Genomic DNA, 16,446 nt, shown 5'->3' on the forward strand with positions numbered 1-16,446 from the left:
GTCGAGTCCGGCAATGCCGGCCGCAGACAGGAGGCCATCGATGGCAGAGTCCAGGGGGCAGGTCGTGGTCGGCGTCGATGCCGACGCCGACGCCCCCACCACCGCCGTCATCGCCGCCGGAGCGCGAGAGGCTACGCGGCTCCACCTCGGCCTGCTGCTGGTCCATCCGCTCCCGGCATCGCCACCATGGTTGGTTGGCCTCGAGCCACCGCGTGCCGGCGGTGCGCCGCAGTTGGCCCAACGCCTGCTCGATCACCTGGTCGAGAAAACAGCGGCTGCCCACCCCGGCATCGTCGTGCGCGGCATCCTGCGCAGCGGCAGCCCGGCGAGCGCGCTGCTCGCCGGCTCTGCCAAGGCAGCGCTCATTCTGGTGCCACTGCATACGGCGGCCGATGAGATGCTTCGCGAAGCGACCGTCGGCGGGGAATCAACGTATCCAGACGTCACGGTGGTGCGGAAAGTGCTGTACGGCGACAACCCCGTACGTGCCCTCAACAATGCCGCCGCTGATGCCGACATTGTCGTCGTCGGCGCCCGCGGTGGTGGTGGCATCGGCAGCCTGCTGCTCGGTTCGATCAGCGACGGCCTGGTGCGGTACGCCACTCGCACCGTTGCCGTTGTCCGAGATGAATGATCGCGCGACCGGGCCGAGCGGCCCGCGGTCGGCGGGTCCGTTGGCCCTGAGTCTGCGCGGCAGATCGGGCTGTACTGAAGTCCGATCGACGAGCAGAGCATCCGGGCGTCTTACCTCAACGGGTACTAAGGAGTCCCGCAAAGGTGACCGCGCTGCAGCAGCAGCACCGCGCCATTCCGATCACGGTCGGCAACGGAGTGCCAGCTGCCAAGCCCGCCGAGGCCGTGAAAATTGCCAAGCGCTAGTCGCAAACCCTGAGCGGACGACGTGGCCGGCCCGCCGTACGTCGCAGGGCCTGCCACGTGTCGTCCGATCAGCGGGAGCTGCCCCGCATCAGGTTGGTGGCGAGGACTGCCGCCTGGGTGCGCCGCTCGAGGCCGAGTTTCGTCAGGACGCTCGAGACATAGTTCTTCACCGTCTTGTCCGCCAGGAACATCTCCTGCGCGATTTCCTTGTTCGTCATGCCCTGCGCGATGTGCCGAAGGATCTTCAGCTCCTGGTCGGTCAGCGACTTGAGCTCATCGGGCGCCTCCACGCCATCACGGATGCGCGACAGCACTCTGGCGGTGACCGCCGGATCGAGCAGCGACTGCCCGGCGGCAACCCGGCGCACCGCGTCAAGCAGATCGATACCACGAATCTGCTTCAACACGTATCCGGCAGCCCCGGCCATGATCGCCGCGAAGAGAGCCTCGTCATCGTCGTACGACGTCAGGATCAGCCCATGAATGCTGGGGTCGATGGCGCGCACGTCCCGACACACGTCGATCCCGTTGCCGTCAGGTAGGCGGGCATCGAGGATCGCCACGTCCGGCCGCAGCGCCGGTATGCGGTGCGCAGCCTCCACCGCTGATCCGGATTGCCCGACGACCTCGATGTCACCGTCCTGAGTCAGCAGCTCACAGATGCCGCGACGGACAACCTCATGGTCATCGAGCAGAAAGACACGGATCATCTTCTCGTTGTACTCCTTGGCGGTCTCTTTGAGCAGGGTCCAACGGCCCTTCCTGCGTCGAGGCCGGCGGGCCGTCCCGCTCGACGATAGCTTCGTCGAGCGGGGATTGACCTGGGGTACAGCGTTCGGCACGCGCCAACGCGGGTACAACGGCCCCCACCGGCAGGGCCCACCGCCTCTGCCCCGCGCGGCAGTGCAAGCGCACGCTAGCCATATGCAGACCGACAGCGACACGGCGATCACGGCAGCCACCCGCGAGCGGGTGTTTCGCACCACTGGCGCCGCGCCGTCGATCGTCGACACGCAGCGGTGGCGCGGGGACGTCGACGCGTCAGGTCTGCACCTGTACGCCGACCGCGAGGCGCTCCGGGTCGGGCACGCGCTCGCCGGGCAGCTGGCAATCGCAGCCTGGCGCACCGGCAACAACTTCCCGCTGCGCCCGTGAACGTCGACCAGACAGGAACTCTCATGTCCCAGATTCCGCTCATCGTGGCAGGGCTGGACGGCTCGCCGTCCAGCATGGCGGCCGCCGAGTACGCCGCCACCCTGGCGCTCCGCCGGGGAGCCGAGCTGCGGCTGGTGTCGGGCAACCTCACCCCGTTCTACGGTTTCGGACCGACCATGATGTCCGATCCCTACCTGGGCGGCGTGGATCAGGGCGACGAGGAGGCCGGCAACGTACTGCTGCGCGACACCTCCGAGCGGCTGCACAAGCAAAACCCGGAGTTGGGGGAGGTGCAGTGCCAGCGGATCGCCGGCGGCGCCGCGTCGGTGCTCGTTGAGCAGTCGCGCACCGCTGCGGTGACCGTGGTGGGCGCCCGTGGCGTCGGCGGCTTCGCTGAACTGCTGCTCGGCTCCGTCTCGGCGCAGCTCGCCGCGCACGCCCACGGCCCGGTCATCGTGGTCCGGCCCCCGGTCGCAGACACCGTCATCGAGCGTGGCCCCGAGCAGCCGGACCTGCCTGTGCCTGCCCTCGGTCCGGTGCTGGTCGGCCTCGACGGTTCACCGGCCGCGGACGCGGCCCGGGACTTCGCGGCCACCGAAGCCGACCAGCGGCAGGTGCCGCTGATCCTCGCGCATGTCTACTGGCCCGGCCTGTGGGAGCGCTTCGCCGGCAACGATGTCGACGCGCAGGCCGCCGCGGAGCGCGCCGCCGAGCAGGAAGCTCAGCAGATCCTCGCCGACGCCGCCGAGACCGTGCAGGCCAGCCACCCGCACGTGGACGTGCAGTCCCGGCCGATCCGCAGCCTCAACGCCGAGCACAGCATGGTCGACGCGTCCCGTGACGTGGCGTTGACCGTCGTCGGTTGTCGTGGCCGCGGTGGCTTCGCCGCGCTGCTGCTCGGCTCGGTCAGCGGCGCGCTCGTTCACCATGCCCACGGGCCGGTGGCGGTCATCCACGCCGGCAAGCACTGATCACCGGCTCATCCCTGCACGCAGACGGCTCCGGGTTTCCGGTGCCAGCAAGGGGAAACGCATCATGACCACCACCATTTGGATCATCGGCGTGGCGCTGGCAGTGCTGCTGCTGGCGCTGTCCCTCAAGGTCGTCAAGCAGTACGAGCAGGGGGTGCTGTTCCGGCTCGGACGGGTCATCGGCGTCAAGAAGGCCGGGCTTACCGCGATCATCCCGATCGTCGACGTGCTGCACCGGGTCAGCCTGCGCATCATCACGATGCCGATCCAGTCGCAGGGCATCATCACCCGTGACAACGTCAGCGTCGACGTCTCCGCCGTCGCGTACTACCGCGTCACCGACGCGGTCAAGTCGGTGGTGGCGATCGAGAACGTCGAAGCCGCCATCAACCAGATCGCCCAGACCACGCTGCGCAAGGTCGTCGGCCAGCACACCCTCGACGAGACGCTGTCCGAGACCGACCGCATCAACCTCAACATCCGCGAGATCCTCGACGTCGCCACCGAAGAATGGGGCGTCGCCGTCACCCTGGTCGAACTCAAGGACATTCAACTGCCCGAGAGCATGAAACGGGCGATGGCCCGCCAAGCCGAAGCCGAGCGGGAAAAGCGCGCCAAGATCATTGCCGCGGAAGGTGAGGCGCTTGCCGCCGACGCCCTCGGCACCGCCGCCGACATCATGATGGCCCACCCGCTCGCCCTGCAGCTTCGCAACCTGCAGAGCCTCGTCGAGCTCGGCGTCGACAAGAACTCCACAGTCGTCTTTCCCGCCCCGCTGATGTCCACCATCGGCGAGCTGGGCTCGTTCCTCGCCCGGGAAAACGCGGCCGCCGCCGCAACCCCGTCAAGCGTGACAGCCCTGCCAGCTCCTGACCAGCCGCGGCCTGCCCAGCCCACACCCAACGGCAAGGCCCAGCTCGCCGACGCCACCCCGTAGAAGACCATCGGTCTGGTCGCCATCACTCGCAACAACGGACGACGGCCGGGCTCAGTCAGCCGACCCATCGGGCGCACGCCCGGCGGGACACCGCACCAAAGCCCAAGAAGGAATGTGAGTGCGATGGTCGACATCGCCCGGAACCACAACGCCGCCACCCCTACCGCAGCCGGCCCCACAATGCCACCGACCGGGCCCCTGGCCGTCGCCGTGCCCGACACCGCGGCCCGCCGGACCGCCCACGGCCAGCATTCTGTAGACGTCGATGCCCGGGCCACCGGTCGTGAGTCGTCGGCGGCACTACCCGGTGCCGAGAGCCGCTCCGCTGTGGCGGCCCGTTACCTGCTGGCGGGCATTCGGATCGCGCTGGGCTGGGTCTTCCTCTGGGCCTTCCTGGACAAGCTGTTCGGGTGGGGATTCGCCACCCCGTCGGCGCGGTCCTGGCTCAACGGCGGTAGCCCCACCGCGGGCTTCCTCGGCGGCTCCGAGGGCCCGTTCAGTGGCTTCTTCACCGCCATCGCCGGCAACGCTGTCACCAACGTGCTGTTCATGGGCGCGCTGCTAGCCATCGGCACGGCGCTGATCCTCGGCATCGGGATGCGGCTGGCTGCTGTCGGCGGCGCGATCCTGGTCGTCATGATGTGGGCAGCGGTGTTGCCGCCGTCGAGCAACCCGTTCATGGACGACCACCTCATCTACGCGGCCATCCTGATCGTCCTGGCCCTGCTCGGTGCCGGGAACACCCTGGGCTTCGGCAAGGCGTGGTCGGCCACCCCGCTGGTCCGTAACGCGACCTGGCTCAAGTAGCCAGAACTGCTGCGGGTCACCCGATGTCGCGGTGGCCCGCAGCGCCCGGCCTCCGGCGCCCGGCGACAGCGCTTCGGGCGGAGGCTCACAGTGTTGCTCCGGCCCGGGTGACTGATCAGGGCCCGATGCCGACTTTGTCGCTGAACGAGGTCCCATTCTGAGCGACCAATTCCAGCATGAGCCGCCTGTAGTCGTGCCCGGCTGGTGGGACCGGCATCGGCGCCGCCGCGGCAGTCGCCGCCGCCAGTCTGTACGGCCTGATAGCCGCTTGGGCGACCCCACGGGGAGCGGTCACCGCACGCTGTTCCAACAGCCCGAGCTGTTCTACCAGCTGATGACCACCACCGTGCTCGGGAGGACGTAGCGGGGCCACCGCGCGTGCGGTTACGTAGCCGCGATCTCGCCATTGGGTACGGCAACCGCCGGCCTACCAGTTCAAGGAAAGGGTTGTCAGCCATGAGGGTTCTCGTCGCCGCCGCAAGCAAGCATGGATCCACTGCAGAGATCGCCGCTCACATCGCGACCGCCCTACTGGGCGGATTGCCGTCCGGTTCCGTCGTCGATGTCGCCGCTGCGGCAGAGGTCACGGACGCGACTTCCTACGACGGACTGGTGCTGGGGAGCGCGGTCTATATGGGACGTTGGTTGGAAGAGGCCCGCAGCGCGGCCGAGCGGATCACGTCGAACCCACCGCATTCGGTGTGGCTGTTCTCCAGCGGCCCGATCGGTGATCCGCCCAAGCCCGTTGGGGCGCCGGCCGAGGTCAGTGGCATCGTCGCGTCCGTGCACGCACGCGATCATCGCGTCTTCGCCGGTCGTCTCGACCGTCACCGCCTCGGCCTCGCGGAGAGGGCCATGGTCATGGCCTTACATGTCGCGGTCGGCGACTTCCGGGACTGGTCGGAGATCGACACCTGGGCTGGCCGGATCGCCGCTGAACTGCGACAGTCCGTCGCCGGGTAAGCCCTCCGACACCTGGCATTCCTGCCGCAAAGAAACACCCCGTGCATCGCACGCGCCTGGTCAACGGCGCGTGTTGCGGATGTCGCTCTGGACCCCGGTGGCGCTTCGCCCACCACCGTCGTTACGGGCTGTCAGGCGCGAGAGCAAGTCCATCAGCGGGACGGACGGCAGCGTTTCAGCGCCCCCGTCGGTGCGCGAGCAGCCGACGTCAGGGCCAAAAGCCCGGAGGGGCCGCGGGAGGCCGGTGGAACGTTCGGGTCTTGTGGCCCTGTCCGACACGCCGCTTCCCGGGGCACGGTTGAGTCGCGCACGACGGTCGGGCCGAGCTTGAAACGTTCCGGCAACGAGGTGAGACAGGAGGCGGCGACGTGGGGACAGGCGCAGAGCGGATGACCGTCGTGGGGATCTCTCCCGGCGCGATCGCGGGGGACAGGGCCCGGACATCCCGGAGCTTGCTGCGATGACTGCGGTTGCCGAGGCCGTGCCCGATGATGTGGGCGACCCGACCGGACCAGAGTCCCGCGTCCGCACCCGGTTGTACGAGAACAGCGTTTGCGTCGCGCGGGACTTTTCGGTCGCTGAGATCTCCGCACATCTCACCGACCCGACGTCCGTGGTGTGGCTCGATCTGTGTCGGCCCACCGCTGGCGACTTCGAGATGGTCGACACCCAGTTCGGGTTGCACGAGCTCGCCGTCGAGGACGCCCTCCAGGAGTCGCAGCGCCCGAAGCTCGACCGGTACGCCACGCACCTGTTCATCAGTGCCTACGCGGTCAAGATCGAGTCACCGGGCATCCGGCTGCGTACCAGTGAGATAGCCGTGTTCCTGACCGACCAGGCGCTGATCACCGTGCGCAAGGACGAGGGCTTCGACATGACGCCGGTCCTTGCCCGCTGGGACTCCTCGGCCGATCTTGCCGGTCACGGCGTCGCGTTCCTGCTCCACGGCCTGCTCGACCATATCGTCGACGGGCACTTCCGCGCGGTCGAGCAGCTCGACGAGGGCATCGAGCGGCTGGAGGAGCTGCTGTTCGGCCAGCGCCGAGCGCAGATCCAGGCCGTGCAGCGGCGCTCCTTCGAGCTGCGTCGCGACCTTGTTGTGCTGCGTCGGGTGGTGCTGCCGATGCGGGAGGTCCTCAACAGCCTGCTGCGTCGGGACCTGCATGTCGTCGACGAGGTGATGACGCCGTACTACCAGGACGTCTACGACCACGTCCTGCGGGTCACCGAGTGGACCGAGTCTCTGCGCGACCTCGTCGCGACGACAGTCGAAACGAACCTGACGATCCAGGCGAACCAAATGAATCTGATCATGAAGAAGGTGACCAGCTGGGCGGCGATCATCGCCGTCCCGACTGCGGTGACCGGCTTCTACGGCCAGAACCTGCCGTACCCCGGATTCGGCTCCCAAGGGGGAGTGCTGGCCTCCACAGTCTTGATCGCGGCGCTTTCGGCCGGCCTGTACGGGGTCTTCAAACGCAAGGACTGGCTTTGACGCCCTCTCCGCCCTGAAGGGCGGAGATTCCGGTCTGCTACACCCCCGAAGGGGCAAGCTCCCGGCGGGTTACCGCTTCCCTGCGCGGTGCCGGCACGGGTGCCGGTCTTTATCTGCGCTCGACGGTCGTTGAGGTCCGCCCGTCCGGCGGCCCTGATGTTCTTGGCGGCGTTCACGTCTCGGTCGTGCAGGCTGCCGCATGGGCAGCCCCCCGTCCGGATGTTGAGCGCCATCTTGTCGTTGATCCGGCCGCAGTCCGAGCACATGCGGGTCGACGGGAAGAACCGGTCTACCCGGGCGAAGGTGCGCCCGTGCCGGGCGGCCTTGTACTCCAGCATGGCCGCGAACTGCGACCACCCAGCGTCGTGCACCGACTTCGCCAACCGTGTCCGGGCGAGACCGGTCACGCACAGGTCCTCGACGAACACCGCTTGGTTGTCGCGGATGATCTGCGTCGAAAGCTTGTGCTGCCAGTCCCGCCGGGTGTCGGCCACCTTCGCGTGCGCGCGGGCGACCTTCCGGACGGCCTTCTTGCGGTTGTTGCTGCCCCGCTGCTTGCGGGACAAGCCCTGCTGCAACCGGCGCAGCTTGCGGGCTGCCCGGCGCAGGAACTTCGGCGCGGTCACCTTCGTCCCGTCGGACATCACTGCGAAGTGCGTCAACCCCAGGTCGATGCCGACCTCCGAGTTCAGCTCGGGCAACGGCTGGTCGGCGGTCTGCACCACGAACGAGGCGAAGTGCCGGCCGGCGGCGTCTCGGACCACCGTCACCGACGTCGGCGCAGCCGGCAGCTCCCGCGACCAACGGACTTCCAGATCGCCGATCTTCGGCAGCCGCAGTCGACCGTTGTCGAGGACCTTGAACCGGGCGTTGGCGGTGAACCGGACGGCCTGCCGGCTGTCCTTGCGGGACCGGAACCGGGGAGAGGCGACCTTGCGACCCTTGCGCTTGCCCGACAGCGAGGCGAAGAAGTTGCGGTAGGCCTTGTTCAGGTCCGCGAGGGCCTGCTGCAACACCACCGATGACACCTCGCCCAGCCACGCCCGCTCCGGGGTCAACTTGGCCACGGTAACCCGCTTGGACAGCTCGGCGTCCGTCGGGTACGACAGGCCAGCCTCGTGTGCTTCCTGTCGCACGCGCAGCCCGTCGTTGAACACCACCCGCGCGCACCCGAACGCCTTCGCCAGCGCCTCGCGCTGGGCGGCATCCGGGTAGAGCCGGTAGTTGTACCGAAGCTGCACGCGTCGAGTCTAGCGTTGGTCTATGGCTGATCTCGGAGACGTCCGCACTGGTAGACACTGCACTTTGCGTTGCACGCCCACTTGGTCTTCGTGACCAAGTACCGGCACCGAGTCTTCTCTGACCAACACCTCAAGCGGATGGAGGACATCATGCGGACGGTGTGCGCCGACTTCGACACCGAGTTGGTCGAGTTCAACGGCGAGGAGAACCACGTCCACCTGCTGGTGAACTTCCCGCCCAAGGTCGCCTTGGCGAAGCTGGTCAACTCTCTCAAGGGTGTGTCCAGCCGGCGGCTGCGCCAAGAGTTCCCTGACCTCGTCCACCACTACTACCGCGCCAACCGCCTGTGGTCGGCGTCGTACTTCGCCGGCTCCGTCGGCGGGGCACCCCTGAGCGTCCTGCGGCAGTACATCGAGCAACAGAACCGTCCGGCCTAGGGCACGCTCGGGCCTTGACGGCCCTCCCGCGCGGGCTTTCACCACCGCCCTGAAGGGCGGTGCACTAGCACGCATTTCGGTAGCAGCCGGAGGAGAACGGCCCGGCATAAGGGGTCTTCTGGCCCTGACGATCTGGCGGTGGCGAGCACAAGCTGAGCAGCATCGGCGAGCTCGGCTCTCTCCGAGAGCAGCGCGGCGCTCCCGTCCCCGCTGCACCGATCAGTCGTGGCATCGCGCCAATGGTCAATGGCAAAGCGTTGGCCGGGACCTGCCCTGACGGTGGTCCGCATGACCGCCTCGCGCCTTCGGTAGACCGTCGTCATGTACGGCGTACCGCAATGTTTCGCTATCGACAAGAAAGGCGGCGGTCCTGATGACCGCGACCCGCACCGCACCTTTGGGCACCGCATCCGCCTTCCACGTGGCGGCGGGGGAGCCGTTGGGTTCCGACGAGTTGCAACGCATCGACGCGTACTGGCGGGCGGCGAACTACCTGTCGGTTGGGCAGATCTATCTGATGGGCGACCCGCTGCTGCGCGAGCCGCTGCAACCGGCGCAGGTCAAGCCGCGGCTGCTGGGGCACTGGGGCACGACTCCCGGACTGAACCTGCTCTACGCCCACCTGTCACGGATCATCGCCGCCCGTGGACAGGAGGTCATCTACGTGACCGGGCCCGGCCACGGCGGCCCCGGGCTGGTCGCGAACACCTGGCTGGAAGGCACCTACTCGGAGATCTATCCGCGGATATCGCAGGATGCGAACGGTATGCAGCGGTTGTTCACCCAGTTCTCCTTCCCTGGCGGCGTTCCGTCCCATGTCGCGCCGGAGACGCCAGGGTCGATTCACGAGGGCGGTGAACTGGGCTACTCGCTGTCGCACGCCTACGGCGCGGCCCTGGACAACCCTGATCTGGTCGTGGCGTGCGTCATCGGCGACGGTGAGGCCGAGACCGGGCCGCTGGCCGCGTCGTGGCACTCGAACAAGTTCCTCGACCCGGTCGGTGACGGTGCCGTGTTGCCGATCCTGCACCTCAACGGCTACAAGATCGCCAACCCGACCGTCCTGGCCCGCATCGGCGACGACGAACTCAGCAAACTTCTCGAGGGGTACGGCCACAAGCCCTACCTCGTCGCCGGCGACGACCCCACCACCGTCCACCAGATCCTCGCCGCCACCCTCGACGTCGTCTTCGACGAGATCGCGGACATCCAGCGGGCCGCCCGCGAGGTTGGGTTCACCGATCGGCCCCGCTGGCCGATGATCGTGCTGCGTACCCCCAAGGGGTGGACCGGCCCTCAGGTCGTCGACGGGCTGCAGGTGGAGGGGACGTGGCGTGCCCACCAGGTCCCGCTGACGGCGGCCCGCGACGACGCCGCCCACCTCGACGCACTCACCACGTGGATGCGCTCGTACCGGCCCGAGGAACTGTTCGACGCCGACGGCGCGCCGCAGTCCTGGGTGGTCGACTGGCTGCCCCGGGGTGAGTTGCGCATGTCGGCGAACCCGCACACCAACGGCGGACGGTTCCCCCGGGACCTGGAGCTGCCCGACTTCCGCGACTATGCGGTCAAGGCCGGTGAGACCGCCGAGGCGACGCGGGTGCTGGGCGGGTGGTTGCGCGGCGTCATGGCAGCGAACGTCGAATACCGCAACTTCCGCCTCGTCGGCCCGGACGAGACCGAATCGAACCGGCTCGGTGCGGTCCTCGGCACCACCGGCAAGGCGTGGCAGGCCCGGGTCGACGAGGTGGACCAGCACCTGGACCGGCACGGCCGGGTCATGGAGATCCTCTCCGAGACCACCTGCCAGGGCTGGCTCGAGGGCTACCTGCTGACCGGCCGGCACGGGTTGTTCTCCTGCTACGAGGCCTTCATCCACATCGTCGACTCGATGTTCAACCAGCACGCCAAGTGGCTCAAGACCACCCGGCACCTCGGCTGGCGCAAACCCGTGCCGTCGCTCAACTACCTGCTCACCTCCCACGTCTGGCGCCAGGACCACAACGGCACCTCCCACCAGGACCCCGGCTTCATCGACCACGTCGTCAACAAGAAGGCCGAAGTCGTCCGGGTCTACCTGCCACCGGACGCCAACACCCTGCTCTCGGTGGCCGATCACTGCCTGCGCAGCCGCGACTACGTCAACGTCATAGTCGCCGGCAAGCAACCCGCCCCCACCTGGCTGGACATGGACGACGCCGCCCTGCACTGCGCCCGCGGCCTCGGCATCTGGGACTGGGCGAGCAACGACGACGGCGACCCCGACGTGGTTCTCGCCGCCGCCGGGGACGTACCGACCTACGAGATCCTCGCCGCGACCGACCTGCTTCGCCACCACCTGCCCGACCTCAGGGTGCGGGTGGTCAACGTCGTCGACCTGATGCGCCTACAGCCCGACTCCGAGCACCCGCACGGCTTGCCCGACCCGGAGTTCGACGCCATCTTCACCACCGACCGGCCGGTCATATTGGCCTACCACGGCTACCCGTGGCTGATCCACCGGCTGACCTACCGGCGCACCAACCACCACAACCTGCACGTGCGGGGCTACAAGGAGGAGGGCACCACAACGACACCGTTCGACATGCTCGTCGTCAACGACATGGATCGTTTCCACCTCGTCATGGACGTCATCGACCGGGTTCCCGGCCTGGGCCGTAAGGCAGCCGTCCTGCGTCAGCAGATGGTCGACAAGCGCGCCGAGCACCGCGCCTACGTGCGGCGTACCGGTGAGGACCTGCCCGAGATCCGCGACTGGGTGTGGCCGCGCACGCCCTGACCGGCCGAACGTCCAATCACGCAGAAGGAGATCCGACCATGAGCACTGACGCTTCCATCCGGGCCGCCGACACCCGCGCCGAGGCCCGGGCGCTGTCCGCCGCCGCCGCAACGGCGGGGCACGCCCCGTCGATCCACAACACACAGCCCTGGCGGTGGCGTGTGACCGGCAACGAGCTGCACCTCTACCTCGATCACAGCCGGGGCCTCGAGATCACCGACCCCGACTCCCGCCTCGCCGTCCTGAGCTGCGGTGCCGCGCTGCACCATGCTCTGGTCAGCCTCGCCGCAGCCGGCTGGCACACGCTCGTCACCCGTCTGCCCAACCCCGCGCACCCCGATCACCTCGCGCAGGTACGCATCGACCACCGAATACCGGTAACCCCGGCCGCGGTACGCCATCTGCACACCATCGCCCTACGGCACACCGACCGCAGGCCCGTCGTGAGTGACCCGGTCGCCGCCGGCAAGCTGCACACCATCGTCACGGCCGTCGAATCCGCCGGCGCTCACCTACATCTGCTCCAACCCGACCAGGTGTACGACCTGGCAACCGCCGTCGATCACGCTCAGCGCACCGAGGCTGACGAGGTCGCCTGGCAGGCCGAGCTTGCCTACTGGACCGGCGGAACGCGGCCGCTGGGCACCGGCATTCCGGACTCCGCCATCGGTGATCGTGCCTCGCAGACGACCGTGCCCGGCCGCGACTTCGGCCACTACGGGGACCTGCCCATCTCCGATGGGCACGAGAACGCCGCCACGTTCGCGATTCTCTACGGGCTCGAGGACGGCAGGCTCGACTGGCTTCGCGCCGGCGAGACGCTCTCCGCCGCCTGGCTCACCGCCACCGAACTCGGGGTATCCGTCCTGCCGTTGAGCGCCACCATCGAAGTGGCCGTCACCCGTGAGCATCTGCGGCGTCTGCTGGCCGACCTGGGCCACCCGCAGCTCGTGCTGCGCTTCACGACCGCGGACCCGGCCGGCACCGCCGCTCCGCACACCCCGCGGATCCCCGCCGAACAGGTCATCGAGCGGGCCTGACCAGCCGTCGCGCACCACCGGCCCCGCGAGGCTGTCACCACGATTGAAGAAGGCGGCGAACCACAATGACCGTATCCAAGACGCCTGTCGTATCGGATGTGGGCGTGGAACCACGGTCGAACCTCGATCTGCGCCCCGCCTCGGCCGACGCCGGCGGCCTGTCGTCGGGCGATGCCGCCGCGCGGTTGGCGCGTGACGGCGGCAACGTGCTGCCGACGCCGCAACCCACACCGCTGTGGCGAAGGATCGCCACGCAGTTGCGCGACCCGCTGGTGCTGGTCCTGCTCGCCGCGGCCGGGTTCACCCTGGCGACTGCCGACTTCACCGACGCGGCCGTCATCCTGCTGGTCATCGCCGTCAACACCACCGTGGGCGTGCTTCAGGAGATCAAGGCGGAGCGGGCTATCACCGCCCTGTCCGCGCTGACCGCCCCGGCCGCCCGGGTGGTCCGCGACGCCCGGCAACGCGAGGTTCCCGCCGCGGACCTCGTCATTGACGATCTGCTGGTCCTGGCCGAAGGTGACGTCGTACCGGCGGACGCCCGCCTCGTGGAATCGGTCGTGCTGCTCGTGGACGAGGCGGCGCTGACCGGAGAATCCGCGCCCGTCGACAAATTCCTCGCCGCTACCGAAGCGGACTCGACGCCAGCCGCGTCGGCAGTCGTATCGGCGGGCACGGTCGTCGTCCGGGGCCGCGGACGTGCCGTCATCACCGCGACCGGCGCGGCCAGCGCGATGGGCCACATCGCCGCCATGATGGTCACCAGCCCAGGCCGGACGCCCCTGCAGCGTCGCTTGGCCGGCGTTGGCCGCCAACTCGCTGTCAGCGCGCTGTTGCTCTGCGGGCTGGTCCTGGCCCTCGGTCTGGTCCGCGGACAACCGCTGCAGCTGATGATCGTCACCGCGATCAGCCTGGTGGTGGCCGCCGTACCGGAGTCACTGCCGGCCGTGGTCACCCTCAGCCTGGCGCTGGGCGCACGCCGGATGACCGCCCGCCATGCCGTGATTCGCAGGCTGCCGGCGGTGGAGACCCTCGGATCGGTGACGATCCTGGCCACCGACAAAACCGGCACCCTCACCGAAGGCACCATGGTCGTCCGGCAGCTGTGGACCCCACACGGGGACGCCTCGGTCAGCGGGTTCGGCTTCGCTCCGGACGGGCGGATCCACCGAGACGGCGAGGCCATCGTCGCCGACCACGCCGACGACCAGGCTCCCGACCTCGTGGAGCTGATGCGGGCGGCCGTGCTCTGCAGCGACGCGTCGCTGCGAGCGCCCAGCCCCGACAACGACGACTGGATGGCGGTCGGTGATCCCACCGAAGCGGCGCTACTGACCGCCGGCGGCAAGCTCGGCATCGACGCCGACGCACTGCACCAGACGTCGCCCCGGCATGGTGAGGCGCCATTCGACAGTGACCGCAAACGGATGAGCACCGCACACCGGTTGGCGGACGGCCGCATACGGATCATCTGCAAAGGGGCCCCGGAGGCGCTGCTGCAGCCGGCGATCATCACCGACCACCCCGACGTGCTGCGTCAGGCCACCGACCGCGCCGACACCCTCGCCCGCCAGGGATACCGCGTCCTCGCCGTGGCCCAGGCCGAACGCGACACCATGCCCGGCGACGACGCAGGTTACGAGCACGGCCTGCGACTACTGGGCCTGGTGGCGATCCTCGACCCGCCGCGCGCGTCTGCCGCAACCACCATCGCGGCGTGCCGCGACGCCGGCATCACTCCGGTCCTCATCACCGGTGACCACCCCGCCACCGCCACCGCCATCGCCACTGAACTGCACATCATCGACGCCGGCGGGACGGCGGTGGACTGTCGTACCACCGATCCCGGCCCGGCAGCCACCCGCGGCGTGCGGGTCTTCGCCCGTGCCACCCCGCAGCAGAAGGTCGCCATCATCGACGCCCTGCGTGCCGCCGGTGAGGTCGTCGCGATGACCGGCGACGGCGTCAACGACGGCCCGGCACTGCATCGCGCCGACATCGGCGTGGCCATGGGCAAGCGCGGCACCGAAGTCGCCCGCCAAGCAGCCGACCTGGTCCTCGCCGACGACGAACTCGCCACCGTCGTCGCCGCCGCGCAGGAGGGCCGCCGCGTCTATGCCAACATCCGCAGGTTCCTGCTCTACGCCCTGTCCGGCGGTGCCGCCGAGATCGCCGTGATGCTCATCGGGCCATTCGTCGGCCTGCCCCTGCCGCTGCTCCCAGCCCAGATCCTCTGGATCAACCTGCTCACCCACGGCCTGCCCGGCCTGGCAATGGGCAGCGAACCCGCCGACCCCGACGCCATGCGCAAGCCCCCACGCCCACCGGCTGAAACTGTCCTCGGCGCCGGACTGTGGCAACGCGTCCTGCGCGTCGCGGCGGTCATCGCCGCCGTCACGATCGGCGTCGGCGTGTGGGCGCACACCACCGACCGGCCGTGGCAGACCCTGACGTTCCTCGCTCTGGGCCTCACCCAACTCGCTGTGGCCCTCGGATCACGCGCTCGCCCCGGCACCGCGGCCAACCCCATGCTGTTCGCCGCCGTCGGCGCCGCCCTGCTGCTGCAACTAGCCGCCATCTACGCTCCGCCGCTGCGTCAGCTGCTCGGCACCGAACCGGTCACCGTCACCGACCTGCTGATCGTGACGGCCGTGTCCGTCCTGGGCTACGCGGCCATCCGCCTCGACCACCGCATCCACTCGGCCCCGCCACCAGCAGCGAAGGTCAGCGGGGCCCTTCCCGAAGCCCCGGAGTCGACCTCAAGCGGCCGGGTGGGTCACGAGAACCCGTACGACGAGACTGACAGGAACTCTCATGCAGAAAATCTCCCTGACCGCACTGGCCCGCCAGCAGCTCGAACTCGCGCAGATCGCCTCCAGCGGCCGTAGCAGCTCCACCGTTTACGGTGGACACGAGCACCAACTCCGCCAGACGATGATCGCGCTGACCGTCGGTCAGATGCTCAGCGAACACGAGAACCCCGGCGAGGCCACGGTCCACGTCCTGCACGGCCGGGTCCGGCTCGGCGCTGGCGAAACGTCCTGGGACGGCGCATCTGGTGATCTGTTGATCGTGCCGGATCGCCGGCACACGCTGGAAGCGCTCGAAGACGCCACGGTGCTGCTCACTGTCGCTAAGCACCCATGACCGGCCCGCTTCACCGCCCATCCCACCGCCGTAGTGCAGGGCCTACCGGCCATTCATCAGCGCCCACTGGAGGTACCTGTCGCGCGTTGTCGCCGCAGCCGGGCCTGGTGCACGGCGGACGTACGGCACAGTTGGTCAGGTAGACGTTCGGGTTGGCGGCATGGAGCTTGCGGGCCGCGGCGGCGAACTCGTCCGGGGCGCCCTGACCGGCGTTGACCACCTGACTTTGACGGCCGGGTACTTCTGCTCCAACAGCGCCATCTCTTGCGCGATCTCCGGAACCCAGGCCCAGAACGTCAGCTCGGTCGCGGTCGACATCGCCTTGTCGATGTCGACCTGGCTCACCGCCGCGACTGCGGAGGTACCGCCGCCCCTGCCGTCGCCGCCGCACGCGGCCAGCGCGGCACTCAACGACACCGCTCCGGCCGCGGCGAGCAAGGTTCGACGGCTTACCGGGAACTGTGGGGACGATGTGGACATGGCGAAGTCCCATCAAAAGGACAGGGGGGGACCGGCGCGCCGGGCAACGGAGTGCTGGGGACAGGGGGTATCGAGAGAGGTGCGCGTCCGCGCGGGTGCTACCGCCGCTCGTCA

The 16,446-nt window shown here is 68.9% G+C and carries 13 protein-coding genes and 2 pseudogenes; 12 read left to right on the top strand and 3 right to left on the bottom strand.

Annotated features, from left to right (window positions below):
- Positions 1–40: 40 nt before the first annotated feature.
- A complete protein-coding gene (locus AB0F61_RS06745) occupies positions 41–634 on the top strand; it encodes a universal stress protein (protein WP_357804040.1) in 594 nt (197 codons plus the stop codon).
- Positions 635–947: 313 nt separating this feature from the next.
- On the opposite strand, the gene AB0F61_RS06750 is transcribed toward AB0F61_RS06745, so the two are convergent.
- A complete protein-coding gene (locus AB0F61_RS06750; RefSeq protein WP_357804151.1) occupies positions 948–1,589 on the bottom strand; it encodes a response regulator transcription factor in 642 nt (213 codons plus the stop codon).
- Positions 1,590–1,803: 214 nt separating this feature from the next.
- On the opposite strand from AB0F61_RS06750, the gene AB0F61_RS06755 reads away from it, so the two are divergent.
- From AB0F61_RS06755 to AB0F61_RS06780, 6 genes are all read left to right on the top strand, one after another.
- The gene (locus AB0F61_RS06755) at positions 1,804–2,034 is read left to right on the top strand and encodes a hypothetical protein (protein WP_357804043.1); all 231 of its coding nucleotides are present in this window, start codon (positions 1,804–1,806) and stop codon (positions 2,032–2,034) included.
- 23 nt (positions 2,035–2,057) lie between these two features.
- A complete protein-coding gene (locus tag AB0F61_RS06760) occupies positions 2,058–3,005 on the top strand; it encodes a universal stress protein (protein WP_357804046.1) in 948 nt (315 codons plus the stop codon).
- Positions 3,006–3,069: 64 nt separating this feature from the next.
- Positions 3,070–3,942 (top strand): slipin family protein, encoded by an 873-nt coding sequence (locus AB0F61_RS06765; protein ID WP_357804050.1) that lies wholly within the window; start codon positions 3,070–3,072, stop codon positions 3,940–3,942.
- Positions 3,943–4,065: 123 nt separating this feature from the next.
- Positions 4,066–4,749 (top strand): DoxX family protein, encoded by a 684-nt coding sequence (locus tag AB0F61_RS06770; RefSeq protein WP_357804053.1) that lies wholly within the window; start codon positions 4,066–4,068, stop codon positions 4,747–4,749.
- 456 nt (positions 4,750–5,205) lie between these two features.
- Positions 5,206–5,712 (top strand): flavodoxin domain-containing protein, encoded by a 507-nt coding sequence (locus AB0F61_RS06775; RefSeq protein WP_357804056.1) that lies wholly within the window; start codon positions 5,206–5,208, stop codon positions 5,710–5,712.
- 460 nt (positions 5,713–6,172) lie between these two features.
- Positions 6,173–7,207 carry a magnesium transporter CorA family protein gene (locus AB0F61_RS06780; RefSeq protein WP_357804059.1) on the top strand — a complete coding sequence of 345 codons (1,035 nt, stop codon included), beginning with the start codon at positions 6,173–6,175 and terminating at the stop codon, positions 7,205–7,207.
- A gap of 209 nt (positions 7,208–7,416) precedes the next feature.
- Here the strand turns inward: AB0F61_RS06780 and AB0F61_RS06785 are convergent.
- Positions 7,417–8,448: pseudogene (locus AB0F61_RS06785) on the bottom strand (transposase); the annotation flags it as partial.
- Positions 8,449–8,470: 22 nt separating this feature from the next.
- Between AB0F61_RS06785 and tnpA the strand changes: the two are divergent.
- The 5 genes and pseudogenes from tnpA to AB0F61_RS06810 all read left to right on the top strand — a co-directional run bounded on the left by tnpA (position 8,471) and on the right by AB0F61_RS06810 (position 15,852).
- Positions 8,471–8,886 (top strand): annotated as a pseudogene (gene tnpA / locus AB0F61_RS06790) (IS200/IS605 family transposase).
- A 373-nt stretch (positions 8,887–9,259) separates the two neighbouring features.
- On the top strand, positions 9,260–11,665 hold the full coding sequence (locus AB0F61_RS06795) for a phosphoketolase family protein (protein ID WP_357804062.1): 2,406 nt from the start codon (positions 9,260–9,262) through the stop codon (positions 11,663–11,665).
- A gap of 38 nt (positions 11,666–11,703) precedes the next feature.
- Entirely contained in the window at positions 11,704–12,705 is a 1,002-nt protein-coding gene (locus tag AB0F61_RS06800; protein WP_357804065.1) for a nitroreductase, read from the top strand.
- Between the two features lie 104 nt (positions 12,706–12,809).
- On the top strand, positions 12,810–15,593 hold the full coding sequence (locus AB0F61_RS06805; protein ID WP_357804067.1) for a cation-transporting P-type ATPase: 2,784 nt from the start codon (positions 12,810–12,812) through the stop codon (positions 15,591–15,593).
- Complete coding sequence (locus tag AB0F61_RS06810; RefSeq protein ID WP_357804070.1) at positions 15,520–15,852, top strand: cupin domain-containing protein; 333 nt, start codon at positions 15,520–15,522, stop codon at positions 15,850–15,852. The genes AB0F61_RS06805 and AB0F61_RS06810 overlap by 74 nt, the downstream gene beginning before the upstream one ends.
- Positions 15,853–15,987: 135 nt before the next feature.
- Here AB0F61_RS06810 and AB0F61_RS06815 read toward each other — a convergent pair whose 3' ends face one another.
- Positions 15,988–16,332, bottom strand: coding sequence for a hypothetical protein (locus AB0F61_RS06815; protein ID WP_357804073.1), 345 nt, complete (start codon positions 16,330–16,332; stop codon positions 15,988–15,990).
- Positions 16,333–16,446: the final 114 nt, after the last annotated feature.

It is taken from the genome of Micromonospora sp. NPDC023888 (assembly GCF_040639415.1).
Classification (GTDB): Bacteria; Actinomycetota; Actinomycetes; order Mycobacteriales; family Micromonosporaceae; genus Micromonospora.